Genomic DNA, 21,448 nt, shown 5'->3' on the forward strand with positions numbered 1-21,448 from the left:
CTTTTCATGCGCATGAAGTCACTTGCAATCGTCGCGGCCCTGGCGCTGTCGACGGCTGTCGCCGGTTGCAGCACCATCGGCTCGCAGATCTTCACCAACAACTACGGCGCGGTGACCGATGCCGGCTATCATCTGCCGCGCATCCCGATCGAAAAGGTGCCGTTCAAATACCGCCGCCAGATCGTCGACTACGACACCAGGGAAAAGCCGGGCACCATCATCGTCGATACGCAGAACAAGTTCCTCTATTTCGTCATGGGCGACGGCGAGGCGATGCGCTACGGCATCGGCGTCGGCCGTGAAGGTTTCGAATGGCACGGCACCGCCCGTATCGCACTAAAGCGCGAATGGCCGACCTGGACGCCGCCGTCGCAGATGATCAGGCGGCAGCCGGAGCTGGCCAAGTTTGCCGGCGGCATGGAGCCGGGGTTGAAGAACCCGCTCGGCGCGCGCGCCATGTACCTGTTCAACAAGGGCGGCGACATGGGCTACCGCCTGCATGGCAGCCCGGAATGGAATTCGATCGGCAAGGCGATGTCGTCGGGCTGCATCCGGCTGATGAACCAGGACATTATCGACCTCTACGACCGCACCTCGGTCGGCGCCAAGGTCATTGTGCTGTAAGACCATGATCCCGAAAAGCGGGACCCGGTTTTCGGACAAGATCATGGTCAAACAAGAAGAGCTTTATACGCGGACCGTCTAGGCAACACACAGACGTCGCAAACAGAAAACCGGGCACTTTGGCCCGGTTTTTTGTTGTCTATCGACATTGACGATGGAACGGCGCGTCAGGAGACCTGTTCGACGTGCTGCACTTCCGGCACAAAGTGCCGGAGCAGGTTCTGGATGCCGTGCTTCAGCGTCGCCGTCGAGGACGGGCAACCGGCGCAGGCGCCCTTCATGTGCAGGAATACGGTGCCGTTCTCGAAGCCGCGGAAGGTAATGTCGCCGCCATCCTGGGCCACCGCCGGGCGCACCCGCGTGTCGAGCAGCTCCTTGATGGTGACGACCAGCTCCTCGTCGGCCTTGTCGTAGAATTCGCCGGTCTGGCTGGTCTCGGCGGCGGGGCCGGCCTTGGCCATCACCGGGGCGCCGGACATGAAATGCTCCATGATGGCGCCGAGGATAGCCGGCTTCAGATGCTGCCAGTCGGGACCGTCCTTGGTCACGGTGATGAAATCATAGCCGAAGAAGACGCCGGTGACGCCGGGGATCTCGAACAGACGGCCGGCCAGCGGCGAAGCCGTCGCGGCGCTGTCGGCATCACGGAAATCGGCGGTGCCTTCTTGCAGCACTTCCTTGCCGGGCAGGAATTTCAGCGTCGCCGGGTTTGGCGTCGACTCGGTCTGGATGAACATGGCCATCTCCGTGCCCGTTTCGGGCAGCTAGTTTGGAATAATTCTAATTAGGCTTTATCCGCCCGACATTCAAGCGAAAGGCATCGCGGGGAACGGCTGGCTGGTGGAATGTTTTGCTAGCTCGCTGAAACAATTGGAGATGTGTTGAGATTCAGGTCAGGCCGAGCCGAAAATGATGGTTTCCGAGAACCGGAGCGGAGCGTACTTTTGGTACGTGAGCACCGGAAGCGCAGGAAGCCGCCATTTGTAGGCCGGCCTCACCTGAATATCGGCACATCTCAGGCGAGGCTGTCGATCTCCTCGTCCGACAGGTTCTGCGGCACCACAGTCACTGGAATCGGAAAGGCGGCGCCCTTGCCGGCAACCGCGCCGACCAGCGGCCCAGGCCCTTCCTTGCCAGCGCCTGCCGCCAGCACCAGGATGGCGATGTCCTGGTCTTCCTCGATCAGCTTGTGGATCTCTTCGGTCGGCTTGCCTTCGCGCACCACCAGTTCCGGCTCGATGCCGAGCTTCTGGCGCACCTTGTTGGCGTAGCTGTCGAGCGCGGCGCGCGCCGTGGCGGTCGCCTCCTCGCGCATGATCTTCTCGACGCCCAGCCAGTGCTGGAAATCATCCGGCTCGATGACATAGAGCAGCACCAGCACGCCGCCCGTGCTTTGCGCCCGCTTCGAGGCGTAGGCGACGGCGCGCTCGCATTCCGGCGTGTCGTCGATGATCGCCAGGAACTTGCGGCGATGACCGGCTTCGCGGCTGAGGCGTTTGGAGACCATATTCACCCTGCTCGATGGTTTCGGCCGCAATCTGCCACCGCCACAGCCCGCCCGCAAGCGACCGGCGGCTGTGGCGATGTTGGTGCAGCTTAAAGCGCGTCGCGTTCGACCGGCCTCATGCGACGCGCTTCAGGTTCTTGTTTTATGCAGGTCGTTATCGCAAAACCGCTGCACACTTTTGCGCGACATAAATTAGCCTTGCAGCAGGCCGATAATGTCGCGCACGGTCTTCATCGTCGCTTCGGCCAATGTGCCGGCACGCTCGCCGCCATCCCGCAGCACCGCGTCGACATAGGCGCGGTCGCCGGAGATGCGGCGCATCTCGCCGGCGATCGGCGCCAGCTTTTCCACCGCGAGATCGGCCAGCGCCGGCTTGAACACCGAAAACTGCTGGCCGCCGAATTCCTTCAGCACCGCCTCTTTCGATATTTCGGCGAGGCCGGCATAGATGCCGACGAGGTTTTCCGCTTCCGGCCGGCCGGCAAGCCCGTCCAGTTCGCCGGGCAAAGCCTCCGGGTCCGTCTTGGCCTTGCGGATCTTCTTCGAGATGGCGTCGGCATCGTCGGTCAGGTTGATGCGCGACAGGTCCGACGGGTCGGACTTCGACATCTTTTTCGAACCGTCGCGCAGCGACATGATGCGCGCCGCCGGGCCGCCGATGACCGGCTCGGTCAGCGGGAAATAGCCGTTCACCGTCTCTTCGCCCACCTGCATCTCGACGCCGACACCAAGCGCCGCGATACGGTCCGAAAAATCGTTGTTGAATTTCTGCGCAATGTCGCGGGTCAGCTCCAGATGCTGCTTCTGGTCGTCGCCGACCGGCACATGGGTGGCGCGGTAGACGAGGATATCGGCGGCCATCAGGGAGGGGTAGGCGAGCAGGCCGAGCGAGGCGTTCTCGCGGTCCTTGCCGGCCTTGTCCTTGAACTGCGTCATCCTGTTCATCCAGCCAATGCGCGCCACGCAGTTGAAGATCCAGGCAAGCTCGGCGTGCTGCATCACCCGCGACTGGTTGAAGACGATGTGCTTGGTCGGATCGATGCCGGAGGCGAGAAACGCCGCGGTGATCGAACGCGTCTGGTCCTGAAGATCCTCATAGACGAGCTGCGCGGTCAGCGAATGCAGGTCGACGACGCAGTAGATGCAGTCGGAGGTGTCCTGCAGGGCGACGAATTTCTTGATGGCGCCGAGATAATTGCCGAGATGCAGATTGCCGGTTGGCTGGACGCCGGAAAAGACGAGTGGCTTGAAGGCGGGCTGGTTGAGGTCGGTCATGGTGTATCCCTGGCTTGTGGAGGGCCGTTTCGCGCGCGGCGAAAGTCTTGCGACGGCGCGCTTATGGACGAGAGCGAGGAGACGATCAAGAGGGGTGTTGGCTAGGCCGCGCAGGGCTTTGACCGTGGCCGAGCAAGACGCCACAGAAGGCTGTTTGAAGGGGATGGCGCCGACCAGAATCAAAAACCCGCCTTGCGGCGGGGTCGTCGGTGCGAATCAGCACCATACGCAAATTAGTAGCATAGCTGCAGGCACAAAGCAAGAACAAAATTGGACCTGACGAATTTTCCGCCTCACGAATCCGGAGATTGCTCCTTGACCGGCTGGGAGCCTTTACGCCCGATATTGCGGCGGATCATGCCGAAATCCGCACCCCCGGTGGCAAACGCAGTGACGAAGTAAAGCAGCGCCCCGCCGGCGACGAGCGCAAGCAGCGTTACCGCCTTGATCACCAGCGGCGAGCCCGAGCCGAGACTTGCGGCGAACCAGTGCTCGGCAAAATAGAGCGCCGCCGCCATCACCGCCGCCGACAGCACCAGCCGCGGGATTCGTTTCATGAGCGGCACGTCGCGGCCCCAGTGGCCGCGCCGGATCAGCACGGCCAGCAGCATCGCCGCATTGACCCAGCCGGCGACGGCGGAGGCAACGGCAATGCCGGGCGCGCCCATCGTCGGAAACAGCGTCAGTGCCGTCGTAATGTTAACCGCCACCGAGATGGCGGCGAAAATCATCGGCGTGCGCGTGTCCTCGCGGGCGAAATAGCCTGGGGTGAAGGCCTTGATCAGCACGAAGGCCGGCAGACCGAGGCCGAAGATCGCCAGGATTGCCGCGACCGTCGGCGTCGAATTGTTGGCGGCGAAGGCGCCGCGCTCATAGACCAGCCGCACGATCGGCTCGGACATGACCAGCAGGGCGGCCGCCGCCGGCAAGGTCATGAACAGGGTGAACTCGACCGAGCGGTTCTGCAGATTGGCCGCCTCGACCAGATTGCCTGACTTCAGCGCCCGCGACAGTTCCGGCAAAAGCACGATGGCGACGGCGACGCCGACGACGCCCAGCGGCAGCTGGTAAACGCGGTCGGCATAGGCCAGCGACGACACCGCGCTGTCCTGCGCCGACGCGATCGCCGTGCCAATCAGTTGGTTGATCTGGGTGATGCCGCCGGTGATCGCCGCCGGCAGTGCCAGGATCAGCAGCCGCTTGACGCTGGGCGTCATCTTCGGCCGGCGGAAGCCGATCGAAATGCCGGCATGGCGCACCGCCGCCCAGACGATCGCCAGCTGCACCAAGCCGGCCGCCAGTACGCCCCAGGCCAGCCCGAAACCGACGGTGCGGGCGTCCGAACCCTTGTACCAGGCATAGGCAAGCACGGCGATGAGGATGATGTTGAGGAACACCGGCGCCACCGCGGCGGCGAAATAGCGGCGCAGCGAATTCAGCATGCCGGCCATCATGGCGCCGAGCGACATGCAGATCAGGTAAGGGAACATGACGGTCGCCAGTGCCACCGTCATCTCGAATTTTCCGGGCGTGTCGGCAAAGCCCGGCGCCACCAGGTAGCGCACGATCAGCGGCATCGCCAGTTCCATGGCGATGGTCAGCGCCAGAAGCGCGGTGAACAAGACGCCGAACACCTCTTCGGAAAAACGCTTGGCGCCGTCGGTGCCGTGCGTCTCGATCTCTTTGGCGAACAGCGGCACGAAGGCGGCGTTGAAGGCGCCTTCGGCGAACAGCCGGCGAAAGGTGTTGGGAAACTGGAAGGCGGCGTTGAAGGCGTCGGCGATCGGCCCGGTGCCGAGTGCGGCAGCCATCAGCATCTCGCGGCCAAAGCCGAGGGCGCGGCTCATCAGCGTGCCGGAAGCGACCGTGGCGAATTTCTTGACAAGGCTCATGCGCTTGAAGACTGCCTGTGGGATTGGGGCAAATGGAAGGTAACAGTCACTCGGCGGCCGTTTTGGTCTTGCCGCGCTCGGACGCCGTGCCCTCGAGCACCGCGATCAGCCTGTTGCGGATGGTCGCCGTACGCGACGGGCTGTCGATCTTCTGGCCGGTGAGATCGGTGACGTAGAACGTGTCGATGACCTTTTCGCCGAAGGTGGTGATGTGGGCCGAGGCGATGTCGAGCGACAGGTCCGACAACATGCCGGTGATCTCCGACAGAAGGCCCGGCCTGTCCAGTCCTTCGACCTCGATCACCGAGAACCGGTTCGACAGGGTGTTGCGGATCTCGGCGCGTGGCGGGATGCGGAAGACCTTGGCGCCGCGCCGTGGCTTGGTGCGCTTCTCGATCATTTCGGGCAGCCAGCTCTTGCCCGACAGCACGTCCTCGATCAGCCGGCCGACGCGCTCGGCACGGCGACGCTCGTCCTCGTCGCGGTCGAACTCCCTGGAGATCAGGATGGTGTCGAGCGCGCGGCCGTCCGAAGTGGTGAATATCTGCGCGTCGACGATGTTGCCGCCGGCCGCAGCACAGGCGCCGGCAATCACCGAGAGCAGGCGCGGATGGTCCTGCGCCAGCACCGTGATCTCGGTCACCGCCTCGAACTGGTGGGTCTTGACCATGGTGGCGAGCTTCTTGCCGGCGTGATCGGCCTCGCGGATGAATTCGGCATGGCGCAGCTGGTCGGGAAGATCGACCGCCAGCAGATAGTTCTCGTAGTGCTGGCCGACATAACGCTTGCGGGCCTTTTCCGGCCAGTCGGCAAGTGCCTCGGCCAGTTGTTCGCGCGCCGCCGCAGTCCGCTTGGCGCGCGACACCTCCGAAAACCCGCCGGTCAACAAAAGCTCGGTCTCGTAGTAGAGCGTACGCAGCAGCTGGCCTTTCCAACCGTTCCAGACCCCCGGCCCGACGCCACGGATATCGCAGACGGTAAGCACTAAAAGCATTTTCAGCCGTTCGACCGACTGCACGATGGCGGCAAAATCCTCGATCGTCTTGCGGTCGTTGAGATCGCGGGTCTGCGCCGTCATCGACATGACGAGGTGGTTCTCGACCAGCCAGGCGACCGTTTCGGTGTCGGCCGGCGAGAGCCCCATATGCGGGCAGATGCGCCGCGCGATTCTGGCGCCGGCTTGCGAATGGTCCTCAGGCCTGCCCTTGGCGATGTCGTGCAGCAGCACGGCGACATAGAGCGCCTCGCGGCTCTTCTTCAGCCCCGGCATCAGCGCGTGGGAAAGCGGATGCACCTTTTCGCCGTCGCCGCGCTCGATCTCGGCCAGCACGCCGATGCAGCGGATCAAATGCTCGTCCACGGTGTAGTGGTGATACATCGAGAACTGCATCATGGCGACGATCTTGCCGAAGTCCGGGATCAGCTTGGCAAGCAGTCCGGCCTCGTTCATTCGCCGCAGATTGAGCTCGGCGTTGCGGTCCGAGGTCAAGATGTCGAGGAACAGCCGGTTGGCCTCCTCGTCGCGCCTGAGCGCCTTGCCGACGAGGCCGAGAGAGCGGGTCAAAAGCTTCAGCGCATCGGGGTGGAATTCCAGGCCGTGCTTGTCGGCAAACCAGAACAGCCTGAGCAGGTTGACCGGATCGCGCTCGAACACCTCGTCGTCGGCAATGTTGATGCGGTGGTTGTCGACGATGAAATCGGCCGTGCCGGCGAGCTTGCGCTTGCGCCGCGAGAAGGTGAGGAAGATGCGGTTGAAGCCCGGCACATGCTTGGCCTGCTCCTCTTCCAGCGCGGCGCAGAAAATGCGGGTCAGGTCGCCGACATCCTTGGCGACGAGGAAGTAGTGCTTCATGAAGCGCTCGACCGCCGACAGGCCGGGATGGGTGGTGTAGCCGAGCCGCTCAGCGATGTCGCGCTGGATGTCGAAATGCAGCCGCTCCTCCGCCTTGCCGGTGAGGAAATGCATGTGGCAGCGCACCGCCCACAGGAAGTCCTCGGCCTTCTGGAATTCCCTGTATTCGGCGTCGGTAAAGACGCCCTTGTCGACCAGTTCCTCGCCGGTGCGCACCCGGTAGAAATATTTGGCGATCCAGAACAGCGTCTGCAGGTCGCGCAGGCCGCCCTTGCCGTCCTTGACGTTAGGTTCGACCAGGTAACGGCTCTCGCCGGCCTTGGCGTGACGCTCGTCGCGTTCGGCAAGCTTGGCCTGGACATATTCGGGGCCGGTGGTGCGCACCACCTCGTGGTCGAAGCGCTGCAGAAGCTCGTCATAGAGCTTTTGCTCGCCCCACAGGAACCGCGCCTCCAGGATCGAGGTGCGGATGGTGATGTCGGTGCGCGACAGCCTGAGGCACTCGTCGATGTTGCGCGTCGCGTGGCCGACCTTCAGCCCGAGGTCCCACAGCATGTAGAGCATATATTCGACGATCTGCTCGCCCCATGGCGTCTGCTTGTAGGGCAGCAGGAACAGCAGGTCGATGTCGGAGCCCGGCGCCAGCGTGCCGCGGCCATAGCCGCCGACGGCAACGACCGCCATGCGCTCGGCCGACGATGGGTTTTTCACGCGGTAGACATGGGTGGCAGCGAAATCGTAGAGCGCACGGATGATCTCATCCATCAGATGCGACAGCCGGGCGGCGCAGGCGGTGCCGCTGCCGTCGTCCATCAGCATGCGTTCGGCGACAGTGCGCCCGTCGGCGAGCCGGCTTTTGAGCAGCTTGAGGACGCCGCCGCGCGCGGCCTTGCCCGAACCGTCGCCTGCCGTGGCCGCGGTCAGTTCGGTCATCTCGCGGCGCAAGGCTTCGCCGTCGATCAGTTCCTCGAGCTTCAGGGATATTCTTGCCATAAATGCCGTTCGGCCTCGCCGTTTCGGCGGCGTCTATAGCGCGTTTTCGCGGCGCTGGGTATGGGGCGGACGGACGCGTTCTCCGCGGCCGCCGACGGGACGATCGTCTCGTGCCCGCAGCCGGTTCGGTTTGGGCCTGGCCGCGAAAAATCGAAAATCGGCCCTTGACCTTCCAGTTACTGGAAGCACTACCTCCGCTGCAACATCGAAATACAGGGGCTTTCGGCATGACGCATTCCGACCACGATCATCACAGCCATGGCAGCTGCTGCTCGGCAAAGAGCGCCTCGCCTGCCGCGGACGCCGTCGTCCGGGATCCGGTCTGCGGCATGACCGTCGATCCGGCCGCCGGCAAGCCGACCGCCGGGCATGACGGCCATCGCTATCATTTCTGCAGCGAAAGCTGCCGTTCGAAATTCGTCGCCGAACCTGAAAAATATCTGACCGCAACCGATCCCGTCTGCGGCATGAGCGTCGATCGCGCCACGGCCAAGCACTTTTTGCGCCACGAGGGCCAAGGCTTCTATTTCTGCTCCGCCGGCTGCAAGGCGAAGTTCGAGGCCGAGCCGGCAAAATATCTCGGCGACAAGCCGGCGCCGCAGGCGATGCCCAAGGGCACGCAATACACCTGCCCGATGCATCCCGAAATCATCCGCGACAAGCCCGGCTCCTGCCCGATCTGCGGCATGGCGCTGGAGCCGATGGGCGTGCCGACCGGCGACGAGGGGCCTAACCCCGAACTGGTCGATTTCACCAGGCGCTTCTGGGTGAGCGCGGTGCTGTCCGTGCCGTTGCTGGTCATCGCCATGGCACCGATGCTCGGCCTGACATTCCAGGCCTTCATCGACGACCGCGCGAAGGTCTGGCTGGAGCTGGCGCTGGCGAGCCCCGTGGTGCTGTGGGCGGCATTCCCGTTCTTCCACCGCGGCTGGGATTCGATCCTCAATCGCAGCCCCAATATGTGGACGCTGATTTCGCTCGGCGTCGGTGCCGCCTATCTCTACAGTGTCGTCGCCACACTGTTTCCGGGCCTCTTTCCGCACCAGTTCCGCGGCCATGATGGCACCGTGCCGGTCTATTTCGAGGCGGCGGCAGTGATCGTTGCGCTGGTGTTCCTCGGCCAGGTGCTGGAATTGCGTGCCCGTGAGAAAACCGGCTCGGCGATCCGCGCGCTGCTCGACCTGGCGCCGAAGACGGCGCGGCTGATCGGCGCGGACGGTTCCGAAAACGACGTGCCGCTCGAAACGGTCAAAGCCGGCCACCGCTTGCGCATCCGCCCCGGCGACGCCGTGCCGGTCGACGGCATTGTGCTCGAAGGACGCTCCTCCATCGACGAATCGATGATCACGGGCGAGCCACTGCCGGTCGAAAAGACCGAAGGCGACAACCTCACCGGCGGCACGCTCAACAAGAATGGCTCACTGGTCATGCGCGCCGAAAAGATCGGCGCCGAGACGACACTGGCGCGGATCGTCGAGCTTGTCGCCAAGGCGCAGCGTTCACGCGCGCCGATCCAGGGGTTGGCCGACCGCGTCTCGTTCTACTTCGTCCCGGCCGTCGTGCTGGTCGCGATCATTGCGTTTATCGCCTGGGCGATCGTCGGACCGGAACCCAGCCTGGTGTTTGCCATCGTCGCGGCGGTCTCGGTACTGATTATCGCCTGTCCATGTGCGCTGGGCCTTGCGACCCCAATGTCGATCATGACCGCTACCGGGCGCGGCGCGCATGCCGGCGTGCTGATCAAGGAAGCGGCGGCGCTCGAGCGCTTTGCCTCGGTCGACACGCTGATCGTCGACAAGACGGGAACGCTGACCGAAGGCCGGCCGCGACTGACCGACGTCGTTGCCGTCGAAGGCATGGCGCAAGACGAGTTGCTGGCGCTCGCCGCCGGGCTGGAAAAAGGCTCGGAGCATCCGCTGGCCGAGGCGATCGTTGACGGCGCCCGCGGACGCGGGGTGAAGGTCCCCGACGCGAGCGGTTTCGAGGCTGTCACCGGCAAGGGTGTTTCCGGCACGGTTTCGGGACAGAAGGTGGCGCTTGGCAATGCCGCGATGATGGCCGATCTCGGCATCGATACGGCTTCGGTCCTGGCCAGTGCCGAGGCGCTGCAGTCCGACGGCAAGACCGCGATGTTCGTCGCTGTCGCAAGCAAGCTCGCCGGCCTCGTCGCCGTCGCCGACCCGATCAAGGCGACCACCGCCGAGGCGATCAAGGCGCTGCATGACAGCGGGCTGAAGATCGTCATGGCGACCGGCGACAATGAGCGCACCGCCAAGGCCATCGCCGCCAAGCTCGGCATCGACGCGGTGCATGCCGGGCTTTTGCCCGAACAGAAGAACGCGCTGGTCGAGGAGTTGCGCGCCGGCGGTGCCGGCGTCGCCATGGCCGGCGATGGCGTCAACGATGCGCCGGCACTTGCCGCCGCCGATGTCGGCATCGCCATGGGCACCGGCGCCGATGTTGCGGTCGAAAGTGCGGGGATTACGCTGGTCAAGGGCGATCTCAACGGTATCGTCAGGGCCAGGACGCTGGCCCGCGCGACGATCCGCAACATCCGCCAGAACCTGTTTTTCGCTTTTCTCTACAATGTGCTTGGCGTGCCGGTGGCTGCCGGCGTGCTTTATCCGCTCACCGGCACGCTGTTGTCGCCGATGATTGCGGCGGCGGCGATGAGCCTGTCTTCGGTTTCGGTCATCGCCAACGCATTGCGGCTCAGGACATTGAAACTCTGAGTAAAACTTCCAGATACACCCTGTTCAAAAAAGGAGACGATGAATGACCTTGGCCAAGAAGATCGTGCTGCTGATGATGGCGGCGGGAATGCTGCTTGCTGTTTTCCTCGAAAGCGTTCCTGCACAAGCCGAGGAGATGAAGCACGACATGGGCGCCATGGGCGCGCAGAGCCCCTCGACCGAGGGCTACAAGGCGGCGATGGACAAGATGCATACCGACATGATGGCGATCGAATATTCCGGCAATGCCGATGTCGATTTCGCCCGCGGCATGATCCCGCATCACCAGGCTGCCATCGACATGGCCAAGGTCGAGCTCGCCAATGGCAAGGATCCGGAAATCCGCAAGCTGGCCGAAGCGGTGATCGCCGCGCAGCAAGCCGAGATCAAGCAGATGCAGGACTGGCTCGCCGCCCATCCGGTGAAGTAGGCGTCACGCTGTCGGGGAATCCAGGCGAGAGGCTTCACCTGGATTTCTGCTTCACCTGGATTTCCCTTGGCGGCTATGGTGCTATCCGGGCCTCGGACTGGAGCATGCCATGCCATCGACGATACGAACGACCACCCTGCCCTGCGGCGAAGCCGTGCCGGTGCTCGGCCAGGGCACCTGGAAGATGGGCGAAGACGGCCGCCGCCGTACCGACGAGGCCAATGCCCTGAAGCTCGGGCTGGATCTCGGCATGACGCTGATCGACACCGCCGAAATGTATGCCAGCGGCGGTGCCGAGGAGGTGGTGGCGGAGGCCATCGCTGGTCGCCGCGACGAGGTTTTCCTGGTCTCCAAGGTGCTGCCGTCCAATGCCTCGCGCGCCGGCGTGAAACGGGCCTGCGAGAACAGCCTGAGGCATCTCGCCACCGACCGCATCGATCTTTATCTGCTGCATTGGCCGGGCAGCGTGCCCTTGACGGAAACGGTCGAGGCATTCGAAGCGTTGAAGGCAGCCGGCAAGATCCGCCATTGGGGCGTCAGCAATTTCGATACCGGCGAGATGGAAGAGCTGGTCCGATTGCCGGCCGGCGGCAACGTCCAGACCAATCAGGTGCTCTACAATCTGTCGCAGCGCGGCGTCGAGTTCGACCTCGCCCCGTGGAGCCGGCAACGCGGTATGCCGCTGATGGCCTATTCGCCGGTCGATCAGGGGGTATTGGCGCGCAATGCCAGGTTAGATGCCATCGCCGCTCGCCACGGTGCGACGCCGGCGCAGATCGCGCTTGCCTGGGTGATGGCGCAGGACGGGGTGATCGCCATTCCCAAAGCTAGCCGCCCGGAGCATGTCCGGCAGAATGTCGCGGCGTTGGACATCGAGCTCACGAGCGAAGATTTCGCCGAAATTGACCGCGCCTTCCCACCGCCGAGGCGGAAGTCGGGCCTGGCGATGATTTGAGGGGGTGGGGCGGAAGGCAAGCCAAAGCAGCGTTCCGTCACACCCCCCTCTGTCCTGCCGGACATCTCCCCCACTGAGGGGGAGATTGGATCTCGCATCGGCTTTCGCCAACTTCGAACGTCGAAGGAAAAAGCGCTGTCAGCGAAACTGCCAATCTCCCCCCTTGAGGGGGAGATGTCCGGCAGGACAGAGGGGGGCGCCGTAGAGCGCTATCGGACGAGCACTACTTCCCCACAAGCCCCTTCAGCCGGTACAGCGCTTCCAGCGCCTCGCGTGGCGTCATCTCGTCGGGATTGATCTCCGCTAGCGCTTCACCCAGCCCATCACTCCTGGCCGGCTTCGACGCTTCCCGCTTCGCCGCCACGGAAAACAGCGGCAGGTCGTCGACCAGACGGTTGGCCTTGCCCGAGACCTCGCCGGCTTCAAGCTGGTGCAGCACTTCTTTGGCCCGGCCGACGACGGCTTCCGGCAAGCCGGCAAGCCGCGCTACCTGGACGCCGTAGGAACGGTCGGCGGCACCCTTGCCGACCTCGTGCAGGAAGACCACGTCGCCCTCCCATTCCTTGACCCGCATGGTGACGTTGGAGAGCCGCGGCAGTTTTCCGGCGAGCGCCGTCATCTCGTGGAAATGCGTGGCGAAGATCGCCCGGCAGCGGTTCTTCTCGTGCAAATATTCGACCGCCGCCCAGGCGATCGAGAGGCCGTCGAAAGTGGCGGTGCCGCGGCCGATCTCGTCGAGGATGACCAGTGCGCGTTCGCCGGCCTGGTTGAGGATCGCCGCTGTCTCGACCATCTCGACCATGAAGGTCGAGCGGCCGCGCGCCAGATCGTCGGAGGCGCCGACCCGCGAAAACAGCCGGTCGACGACGCCGATATGGGCTGATGCCGCCGGCACGAAGGAGCCGGTCTGGGCAAGGATGGCGATCAGCGCGTTTTGCCTGAGAAAGGTCGACTTGCCGCCCATATTGGGGCCGGTCAGCAGCCAGATCGCGCCGGCCTTGGCATCGCCTTGCGGCGACAGATCGCAATCATTGGCGACGAACGGGCCTTCGCCGGAACGCCGCAGTGCCTGTTCGACCACCGGATGGCGTCCGCCCGAAATCTCGAAGGCAAGGCTCGCATCGACCAGCGGCCGGCACCAGGCCTCGCTTTCGGAAAGCAAGGCAAGGGCTGCCGAAACGTCGAGCGCGGCGAGCGCTTCGGCGCCGGCGCGGATCCTGTCGGCCTGGCCGACGACTTCCGCCGTCAGCGCCTCGAAAGCGGCAAGCTCGATCGCCAGCGCCCGGTCGGCGGCATTGGCGATCTTCGATTCCAGCTCGGCGAGTTCCGTGGTGGTGAAGCGCATGGCGTTGGCCATGGTCTGGCGGTGGATGAAGCGCGCCTTGGCGCCGTCGCTGCCGGTCATCAGCGCATGGTGGTTGGCGGTGACTTCGATGTAGTATCCCAGCACATTGTTGTGCCTGATCTTCAGCGAGCGGATGCCGGTCTCGTCGATCAGCGAGCGCTCCAGCCCGGCGATCACTTTTCGCGACTCGTCGCGCAGTGCCCGCATCTCATCGAGTTCGGCGTGGTAACCGGAACGGACGAAGCCGCCGTCGCGCTTGAGCAGCGGCAGCTCGTCGCTGAGCGCCTGTGCCAGATGCGTCGCCAGCGCGCCGGGCAGTGCCTTGATGGCCGCTAGCGCCGCCGCCAGTTCGGCGGGCAAGGCAGTTTGCCCGAACAGTCCGGCGATGGCGCCGGCCGCTTCGAAACCGGCGCGCAGCGCGCCGAGATCGCGCGGACCGCCGCGGTTGAGCGCCAGCCTGGACAGCGCGCGCGGCATGTCGGCGACGCTCTTCAGGCTGGCCCGCACCGCCTGGCAGAGGCGCGTCTCGGAGCGGAAGAACGACACCGAATCCAGCCTTGCAGCGATTGCCGCCGGGTCGGTCAGCGGCGCCATCAGCCGGTCAGCGAGCAGCCTTGCGCCGCCACCGGTCACCGTGCGGTCGATCGCCTTGAACAGCGACCCCTCGCGGCTGCCGGACAGCGTGCGCAGCAGCTCCAGATTGGCGCGCGTCGCCGGGTCGATGAACAGTGTCGATCCCTGCTCCTCGCGCTCCGGCCGCGACAGCGGCGGCCGCTCCGCTTTCTGCGTCTTCTCGACATAGGCGATGACGCCTGAGATCGCCGACAGCTCGGCGCGCGAAAACGAGCCGAAACTGTCAGGCGTCGCCACCTCGAAGAAGCGGGCGATGCGGCCGGCGGCCGAAGCCGAATCGAACAGCGACGGCGGCTGCGGGCTGGCGACGCGGCCGAGCACGTCGAACACCGGTTTCAGCTCCGGGTCGTAAAACACCGGTTCGGCGACGATCAGCTCGCGCGGATCGACACGGATGACGTCGGCGAGCAGCCGGTCGGCGGTGGTTTCAGCGACGCGGAAGACACCGGTCGAGATCTCGACCCAGGCCAACGCGAAGGAATGCTCGGCGCCGCCCTTGACCCGTCCCAGCGCCATCAGAAAACTCGATTCCGACGGCGCCAGCAGTTTGTCCTCGGTGATGGTGCCTGGCGTCACCAGCCGCACAACATCGCGGCGCACCACCGATTTGCCGCCGCGCTTCCTGGCCTCGGCTGGATCCTCGATCTGCTCGCAGACGGCGACGCGGAACCCCTGGCCGATCAGCTTCTGCAAATAATCGTCGGCGGCGTGCACCGGCACGCCGCACATCGGGATGTCGAGCCCCTGGTGCTTGCCGCGCTTGGTCAGCACGATGCCGAGCGCCCGGCTTGCCTTCTCGGCATCGTCGAAGAACAGCTCGTAGAAATCGCCCATGCGGTAGAACAGCAGCGAATCCGGGTTCGCCGCCTTGATCTCGATGTACTGCTCCATCATCGGCGTCGCCGGCGCGAAGGCCGGCGTGGCGTTGTCGCTTCGAATGGGCGTCTCGTCGTTCAAAAAGCTGCTTCCAAAATTTTCCAAGCCATGCTTGGCGGTTTACAGCGGCGAAGTGTAGCCTTAATCCCGAACCTTCCACAAAAGAAAGCATGCGCACCCATCTCAAGCGGTGCCGTACGGGCGAGGAAACCAAGAGTACCATGGCCAAGAAAACCGAAAGCAACGGGCCCTCAGTCAGCGCCCAGGAGGCGCTGGAATTCCACGCCATGGGCCGTCCGGGAAAGCTGGAGATCGTCGCCACAAAACCGATGGCGACGCAGCGCGATCTCAGCCTCGCCTATTCGCCGGGCGTCGCGGTGCCGGTTCTAGCCATCGCCGAGGACCCGAGCCGCGCCTTCGACTACACGGTTCGCGGCAACATGGTCGCCGTCATCTCCAACGGCACCGCTATCCTCGGCCTCGGCAATCTCGGCGCGCTGGCCTCGAAGCCGGTGATGGAAGGCAAGGCGGTGCTGTTCAAGCGCTTCGCCGATGTCGATTCCATCGACCTCGAGGTCGACACGGAGGATGCCGACGAATTCATCAACTGCGTGCGCTTTCTCGGCCCCTCCTTCGGCGGCATCAACCTCGAGGACATCAAGGCACCGGAATGCTTCATCATCGAGCAGCGGCTGCGCGAATTGATGGACATACCGGTGTTCCATGACGACCAGCACGGCACCGCCATCATCTCGGCCGCCGGGCTGATTAACGCGCTGGAAATCACCGGCCGCGACATGAAGACCACGAAAATGGTCTGCAATGGCGCCGGTGCTGCCGGCATCGCCTGCATCGAATTGATGAAGGCGATGGGCTTTGCGCCTGAGAATATCATCCTTTGCGACACCAAAGGCGTCGTCTTCCAGGGCCGCACCGAAGGCATGAACCAGTGGAAATCGGCGCATGCCGTCAAAACCGGCGCGCGCTCGCTGGCCGAGGCGCTGGACGGCGCCGACGTGTTCCTCGGCCTCTCGGCCAAGGGCACGCTGACCACCAGGATGGTGCAGTCGATGGCCAAGAACCCGATCATCTTCGCCATGGCCAATCCCGACCCCGAGATCACACCGGAGGAGGTCGCCGAGATCCGCACCGACGCCATCATGGCGACGGGGCGGTCCGACTATCCCAACCAGGTCAACAACGTGCTTGGCTTCCCCTACATCTTTCGCGGCGCACTGGATGTGCGGGCGACCACCATCAATGACGACATGAAGATCGCCGCCGCCCGGGCGCTGGCGGAGCTGGCGCGCCAGGACGTGCCCGACGACGTCGCCGCCGCCTATCAGGGCAACCGGCCGAAATTCGGCCCCAACTACATCATCCCGGTGCCGTTCGACCCGCGGCTGATCTCGGCGATCCCGATCGCGGTCGCCAAGGCGGCGATGGACTCCGGCGTCGCGCGCAAGCCGATCCTCGATCTCGACCGCTACGCGCAGGAGCTTTCCGCCCGCCGCGACCCGATCGCCTCGACGCTGCAGCGCATCTACGACCGCGTGCGCCGCCAGCCCAAGCGCATCGTCTTTGCCGAGGGCGAGGAGGAGCAGGTGATGCGCGCCGCCGTCTCTTATGTGAACCAGCGGCTCGGCACCGCCATCCTGCTCGGCCGCGACGACATCATCAAGGAAAACGCCCGGAATGCCGGCATCGACCTCGGCAAGCAAGGCATCGAGATCATCAATGCGCGGCTGTCGCGGCGCAACTCCGTCTACACCGATTATCTCTACGAGCGCATGCAGCGCAAAGGCTTCCTGTTCCGCGACTGCCAGCGGCTGATCAACAACGACCGCAACCATTTCGCCGCCTGCATGGTGGCGCTGGGCGATGCCGACGGCATCGTCACCGGCGTTACCCGCAACTATTCGACGGCGCTCGACGACATCCGCCGCGTCATCGACGCAAGGCCCGGCCATTGCGTCATCGGCGTGTCGATCGTGCTGGCGCGGGGTCGCACCGTGCTTGTCGCCGACACCGCCGTGCACGACATGCCGAACGCTGAACAGATCGCCGACATCGCCGAGGAGGCCGCCGGCTTCGCCCGCCGCATGGGCTACGAGCCGAGGCTCGCTATGCTCGCCTATTCGACCTTCGGCCATCCGCAGGGCGAGCGCTCCGAGCGCGTCCAGGAAGCGGTGCGCATCCTCGACAAGCGCCGCGTCGATTTCGAGTATGACGGCGAAATGGCCGCCGACGTGGCGCTCAACGCCCGCGCCATGGCGCAGTATCCGTTCATCAGGCTGACCGGCCCCGCCAATGTGCTGATCATGCCGGCGTTCCACTCGGCCTCGATCTCGACCAAGATGCTGCAGGAGCTCGGCGGCTCGACCGTCATCGGCCCGCTGCTGGTCGGCCTGAACAAGCCGGTTCAGATCGTCTCGCTGAATGCCAAGGATTCAGACATCGTCAACATGGCGGCGATCGCGGCGTATAGCGCGGGGGCTTGAGGAAGTGAAATCCGAAGTCGTCCCGTTCTAGACTAGACAGGCGTGGATCAGTTTACCTGTCAGACGGTCTAGACTGGACGTAAAGATTTTCCTTTGCGGAAACGAAAACGGCGTCGGTCGTAACTTGTACTTAAGGAGAGGCTAATCGCCGATGCATAGAAAAGACCATTTCACACTGAAGCAGACATATTAAAATTAGTATTTATATTGCTCCAAATTGTTTTAAGAGTTCTAGTTGTTTTTTCAGCTTCTCGGTGTCCAAACTGGAGTCGAGCGTAACATTTACGTTGAAGATGGCGCGTGGCCCGGCTTGCACCGCCTCACTTGGCGAAGCGGTTGCGCCACTGGTGTTAGCTTCACGGCCTCCATTTGCCGCCTCAACGTCAGCCTCGGTGTTAGCGTTCGTATCGGGTGCCTCGTCTGACTGGCTGTCATCTTGCGACGCGAGGTTATCCCCCGCAGGAGGCATATCGCGGGAGGCCACCGAGATGCCGTTCGATGCGACGTGAGTGACACGGTCACCGTCAATCGAAGCTAGGCGAGCAAGCTGCATGCCTGAAATATACAGATCGACACACGTTTCGGTTTCGTCAGGGTGTATTTTCAAATCTGCAGCACGTTGCTTAAGTTTCGATCTTGTTACGGTATCACCGTGAAAAGTGTCAAACAGAGTCTTGAAGATAGTCGGTTTAAGTATTGCCTCTCGATACAGATAGACAAGTTCTTCTTCCGGTGCAGCGGAGATTTTCTTAGCCAAATCGTCGGCCGCGAAATTTGACTTTAAATCTCCCTTTAGAAGGCCGTACTGCTTCAGGGCGGAAATGCGAATCCGCCCCATGCCGCTCTTTGCTCCCACAACCCCAGAAATGATGATGTCGATTGGCTGTGCACTTGTATGAGTCTTGCTGACCAACTTTCGTGCATACCCGAGCGCATCCTGTAGGGTTATTCGGGGAAAGACAGAGCCGCCCTTTCGCCCGCCTTTTGGCATTTGCCTTTTCTTTGTTTCTTCGGCGGTCATAGGTCACCTTTCAATGCAGTGAGTAGGTCCTCAAGGCCTGCCTTATAAGACTTAGAGAAGTCGGCGTACTTTTTATCAGCGATGATCTGAGGAATTGGCGAGCTGTCGAGCTTCAACGGCAAAATATGGACTTTCCGCCTCTGGACCTCACTAACGAGTGCATTGTTCAGTTCCTTCTGAACCCATGCCGAATCGGCAGAGTGGCTACTCATTCCGATTAAGAAAAAGTCAGCTCCAGCGAGGCCTTGAGCGATCTTTTCGGGTATTGAGTCGCCAACCCGTATTCGTTGCTCATCAAGCCACACGTCGATTCCGTTCGCCGTAAGGTCGGCGGCGAGTTGCCGAATGAAAGGCTTGTCGGCCGAACTGTGAGATAAAAACGCAATGCGACGATTGCTATCTTCTCTATGGCGTATCTCTTTCTTATTCTCTGCTTGGTCTACGAGATCCTCGGCGAGCAAATCTGGCTGCAACGCCCCGAGCGATTGGGCCCATTCAATCAATGGATTTAGGTCAGCAGGGATAAATGGCGCGATTCCTGCAATCGTTGCGGCTTTGCGAAGCGCAGCATCCGACTTGTCACCTAACCTCAGAAACTGACGAACTCCGGTCAAAAGAGGGAGTCGGACAAGCGCCTCCTTGACTACAGCTTCTTTTTGTTCTTTCGACCCCTTGTAGGGATAGGGAAGTAACGGCGCATAGCTATTTCCAATACTATCAACCAAGCCGATCTGAATCGCGTTCTTCAAGAGCTTTCCAGCTGTTCGTGGATCAACCCCTGCGAACTGGGCGACTTGACCATTGGATGGCGCCTCCAGCCATGCGACTGCGTCCAAAACAGAGAAAAGTGAGTCGAGCTTCGCTGGTTCAAACCGTTGCGAATTTGCTGATGTCGAACGTTTTTTTGTAGCGGCCTTCTTTGAAAGAGGTCGCCTAGACGCATTGCTCGCCATAGTCTTCTTCCCCGCGCCGCATAAAGTTTGATGTCATGAAATTGCGGCGCCCCAATTTGTACCTTATAGGCATTACTCATAGCGCCGCAATCATCGCGGGTAAGGAGCGCTACTCTTCTCTTGCGATTCGCGACTCATAGTCTTCGGTCATCGTGAAAAGTTGGCGGCGATCGCGCCGTATAGCGCGCGAACTTGAGGAGCCCGTCGGCGGGGCCGGCTGCCGAACTACTCCGGGCTGGCTGCGATGCCGGCCGCTGCGGTTGCCGGCAATTCACCGCAGTTTCATAACATCTTGATAATATCCGACTGTTATACCCGAAGCTGTCGTCGAAATGCAGGCGCGGCATTTTGGACAGGCTGTGGTGGTGGGCCGCCATGGAGTGCGGCTATGAAGCACGATACAGTCCCTGCATCCCCGGTCGGCCAAGGGGCCAACCGCGACGAGCGCCTGGATGCGCTCCTCAGCATTACGGGCCGCATGGACGGGTATCTGTACCGCTGCCGGAACGACGCATCCTACACCATGCTCTATATCAGCGACGGCATTCTCACCGTCAGCGGCTACCCGCCCAGCGACTTCGTTCACAATTCGGTGCGCGACTACGTCTCGGCCATCCATCCCGATGACCTTGCCGCCGTCTATGCCGCCGTCGACGTGGCGCTGGAAGCGCATTGCAACTGGAATGTGGATTATCGCATCGTGCCGTTGGCCGGCGAGCCGCTCTGGGTCCGTGAAATCGGCGGCGGCGTGCTGAACGACGCCGGCGAACTCGAATTCCTGGAAGGTTTCGTGGTCGATATCAGCGATCGCAAGGTCGTCGAGGACCTCAATGCCGAGCTGCTGCTGGAACTCAAGGCCGCCAACGAGGAGCTCTCCGCGCAGAAGCAGGAGATCGAGCTGGCCAAGCAGCAGAGCGACCACTCGGCGAACCACGACCCGTTGACCGACCTGCCGAACCGGCGCGCCTTTCACAACGAGATCAAATTGGTGATCGACCGCTGCGCCAGCACCGATGAGGCGGCCGGGCTGCTGTTCATCGACCTGGACAGGTTCAAGGAGGTCAACGACACGCTTGGCCACGAGGCCGGCGACGCGCTGCTGCAGCGTGTCTCGAACCAGCTTCGCACGATCCTGCGCAGCGCCGATTTCGTGGCTCGGCTTGGCGGAGACGAGTTCGCATTCCTGTTTTCAGGAGGGGCGGACCAGGCCCGGCAAAAGGCGGTGCGCGTCGCGGAGCGCATCCTGGAAAAATTGCATATGAAGGTTTCGACGCCGAATGGCGGCATCCAGGTCGGCTGCACCGTCGGCGTCGCGATGTATCCGGCCGAAGCCGCCGATGCGGAAACGCTGATGGCGCTTGCCGACCGGCTGATGTACATCGGCAAAAAGAGCGGCCGCAACCGGCTGGTCACCGCCGATGCGTTGGAGCCGCCCGAAGCAGACCGGCTATTGCCGCGCCGGACGGCCTAGCCTTGACTCGCGCCGTGGCGCGGTAGAAAGGGCGCTTCTCCCTTCTCCCCTTGCGGGAGAAGGTGGCCTCGCGAAGCGAGGTCGGATGAGGGGTGTTCCAGCTTGGCGCCGGCAGCACTCCATCCAACACCCCTCAACCGTCTCGGCGCTGCGCGCCGATCCACCTTCTCCCACAAGGGACCTGTTGCGCAGTCATGAGCAAAAGCTTGCGGCGGCGGGGTTGCGGCGGTTGTTCGCTTGTTTGCGGGGGATTTGACGTCTTGTTTGGGGTTTCAGGCGGTCGTCCGACCCTGTATGGGCGGAACTCAGGCGCACCTATCCCGCGATAGCGGCCCATCGGCGCATGTTGAAGGCGATCGCCGCCATCGTCACCTGGGCGGTCGCCTTG

14 protein-coding genes are annotated in these 21,448 nt (G+C 63.1%); 6 read left to right on the top strand and 8 right to left on the bottom strand.

What is annotated here, in order from left to right; all coding sequences use genetic code 11:
• Window positions 1-6 precede the first annotated feature (6 nt).
• Window positions 7-624, top strand: coding sequence for a L,D-transpeptidase (locus NKI01_RS13250; protein WP_023717909.1), 618 nt, complete (start codon window positions 7-9; stop codon window positions 622-624).
• Between the two features lie 167 nt (window positions 625-791).
• Here NKI01_RS13250 and NKI01_RS13255 read toward each other — a convergent pair whose 3' ends face one another.
• From NKI01_RS13255 to NKI01_RS13275, 5 genes are all read right to left on the bottom strand, one after another.
• Window positions 792-1,361, bottom strand: a complete 570-nt coding sequence (locus tag NKI01_RS13255) for a NifU family protein (RefSeq protein ID WP_023676386.1) — start codon at window positions 1,359-1,361, stop codon at window positions 792-794.
• A 278-nt stretch (window positions 1,362-1,639) separates the two neighbouring features.
• Window positions 1,640-2,131, bottom strand: coding sequence for a universal stress protein (locus NKI01_RS13260; RefSeq protein WP_023717912.1), 492 nt, complete (start codon window positions 2,129-2,131; stop codon window positions 1,640-1,642).
• A gap of 192 nt (window positions 2,132-2,323) precedes the next feature.
• Complete coding sequence (gene trpS, locus NKI01_RS13265) at window positions 2,324-3,406, bottom strand: tryptophan--tRNA ligase (RefSeq protein WP_352963432.1); 1,083 nt, start codon at window positions 3,404-3,406, stop codon at window positions 2,324-2,326.
• Between the two features lie 293 nt (window positions 3,407-3,699).
• Window positions 3,700-5,298, bottom strand: a complete 1,599-nt coding sequence (murJ, locus tag NKI01_RS13270; RefSeq protein WP_352847107.1) for a murein biosynthesis integral membrane protein MurJ — start codon at window positions 5,296-5,298, stop codon at window positions 3,700-3,702.
• Between the two features lie 46 nt (window positions 5,299-5,344).
• Window positions 5,345-8,143, bottom strand: coding sequence for a [protein-PII] uridylyltransferase (locus NKI01_RS13275; protein ID WP_352483311.1), 2,799 nt, complete (start codon window positions 8,141-8,143; stop codon window positions 5,345-5,347).
• Between the two features lie 227 nt (window positions 8,144-8,370).
• Here NKI01_RS13275 and NKI01_RS13280 point away from each other — a divergent pair, with 227 nt between their 5' ends.
• The 3 genes from NKI01_RS13280 (at window position 8,371) to NKI01_RS13290 (ending at window position 12,260) form a co-directional block, all read left to right on the top strand.
• A complete protein-coding gene (locus tag NKI01_RS13280) occupies window positions 8,371-10,875 on the top strand; it encodes a heavy metal translocating P-type ATPase (protein ID WP_352963438.1) in 2,505 nt (834 codons plus the stop codon).
• A gap of 43 nt (window positions 10,876-10,918) precedes the next feature.
• On the top strand, window positions 10,919-11,305 hold the full coding sequence (gene copM / locus NKI01_RS13285) for a CopM family metallochaperone (protein WP_023676379.1): 387 nt from the start codon (window positions 10,919-10,921) through the stop codon (window positions 11,303-11,305).
• 109 nt (window positions 11,306-11,414) lie between these two features.
• A complete protein-coding gene (locus NKI01_RS13290) occupies window positions 11,415-12,260 on the top strand; it encodes an aldo/keto reductase (RefSeq protein WP_352483314.1) in 846 nt (281 codons plus the stop codon).
• Window positions 12,261-12,483: 223 nt separating this feature from the next.
• Here the strand turns inward: NKI01_RS13290 and mutS are convergent, their stop codons facing one another.
• Window positions 12,484-15,132 (bottom strand): DNA mismatch repair protein MutS, encoded by a 2,649-nt coding sequence (mutS, locus tag NKI01_RS13295; RefSeq protein ID WP_352963450.1) that lies wholly within the window; start codon window positions 15,130-15,132, stop codon window positions 12,484-12,486.
• Window positions 15,133-15,335: 203 nt separating this feature from the next.
• Between mutS and NKI01_RS13300 the strand changes: the two genes are divergently transcribed.
• Complete coding sequence (locus NKI01_RS13300) at window positions 15,336-17,615, top strand: NADP-dependent malic enzyme (protein WP_023717919.1); 2,280 nt, start codon at window positions 15,336-15,338, stop codon at window positions 17,613-17,615.
• Window positions 17,616-17,817: 202 nt separating this feature from the next.
• Here the strand turns inward: NKI01_RS13300 and NKI01_RS13305 are convergent, their stop codons facing one another.
• Together NKI01_RS13305 and NKI01_RS13310 are read right to left on the bottom strand one after the other, a co-directional pair.
• Window positions 17,818-18,636 carry a hypothetical protein gene (locus tag NKI01_RS13305; RefSeq protein WP_352963441.1) on the bottom strand — a complete coding sequence of 273 codons (819 nt, stop codon included), beginning with the start codon at window positions 18,634-18,636 and terminating at the stop codon, window positions 17,818-17,820.
• Entirely contained in the window at window positions 18,633-19,589 is a 957-nt protein-coding gene (locus tag NKI01_RS13310; protein WP_352815834.1) for a TIR domain-containing protein, read from the bottom strand. Before NKI01_RS13310 ends, NKI01_RS13305 begins: the two co-directional genes overlap by 4 nt.
• A 388-nt stretch (window positions 19,590-19,977) precedes the next feature.
• Here NKI01_RS13310 and NKI01_RS13315 point away from each other — a divergent pair, with 388 nt between their 5' ends.
• Window positions 19,978-21,060, top strand: coding sequence for a sensor domain-containing diguanylate cyclase (locus NKI01_RS13315; protein ID WP_352963443.1), 1,083 nt, complete (start codon window positions 19,978-19,980; stop codon window positions 21,058-21,060).
• Window positions 21,061-21,448 lie beyond the last annotated feature (388 nt).

This window comes from Mesorhizobium sp. M0815, assembly GCF_040319995.1.
GTDB lineage: Bacteria > Pseudomonadota > Alphaproteobacteria > Rhizobiales > Rhizobiaceae > Mesorhizobium.

Coding starts and splice junctions, on each gene's coding strand:
- NKI01_RS13250 (WP_023717909.1), top strand. CDS start 7: ATGCGCATGAAGTCACTTGCAATCGTCGCGGCCCTGGCGCTGTCGACG.
- NKI01_RS13255 (WP_023676386.1), bottom strand. CDS start 1,361: ATGTTCATCCAGACCGAGTCGACGCCAAACCCGGCGACGCTGAAATTC.
- NKI01_RS13260 (WP_023717912.1), bottom strand. CDS start 2,131: ATGGTCTCCAAACGCCTCAGCCGCGAAGCCGGTCATCGCCGCAAGTTC.
- trpS (WP_352963432.1), bottom strand. CDS start 3,406: ATGACCGACCTCAACCAGCCCGCCTTCAAGCCACTCGTCTTTTCCGGC.
- murJ (WP_352847107.1), bottom strand. CDS start 5,298: ATGAGCCTTGTCAAGAAATTCGCCACGGTCGCTTCCGGCACGCTGATG.
- NKI01_RS13275 (WP_352483311.1), bottom strand. CDS start 8,143: ATGGCAAGAATATCCCTGAAGCTCGAGGAACTGATCGACGGCGAAGCC.
- NKI01_RS13280 (WP_352963438.1), top strand. CDS start 8,371: ATGACGCATTCCGACCACGATCATCACAGCCATGGCAGCTGCTGCTCG.
- copM (WP_023676379.1), top strand. CDS start 10,919: ATGACCTTGGCCAAGAAGATCGTGCTGCTGATGATGGCGGCGGGAATG.
- NKI01_RS13290 (WP_352483314.1), top strand. CDS start 11,415: ATGCCATCGACGATACGAACGACCACCCTGCCCTGCGGCGAAGCCGTG.
- mutS (WP_352963450.1), bottom strand. CDS start 15,132: ATGATGGAGCAGTACATCGAGATCAAGGCGGCGAACCCGGATTCGCTG.
- NKI01_RS13300 (WP_023717919.1), top strand. CDS start 15,336: ATGGCCAAGAAAACCGAAAGCAACGGGCCCTCAGTCAGCGCCCAGGAG.
- NKI01_RS13305 (WP_352963441.1), bottom strand. CDS start 18,636: ATGACCGCCGAAGAAACAAAGAAAAGGCAAATGCCAAAAGGCGGGCGA.
- NKI01_RS13310 (WP_352815834.1), bottom strand. CDS start 19,589: ATGGCGAGCAATGCGTCTAGGCGACCTCTTTCAAAGAAGGCCGCTACA.
- NKI01_RS13315 (WP_352963443.1), top strand. CDS start 19,978: ATGAAGCACGATACAGTCCCTGCATCCCCGGTCGGCCAAGGGGCCAAC.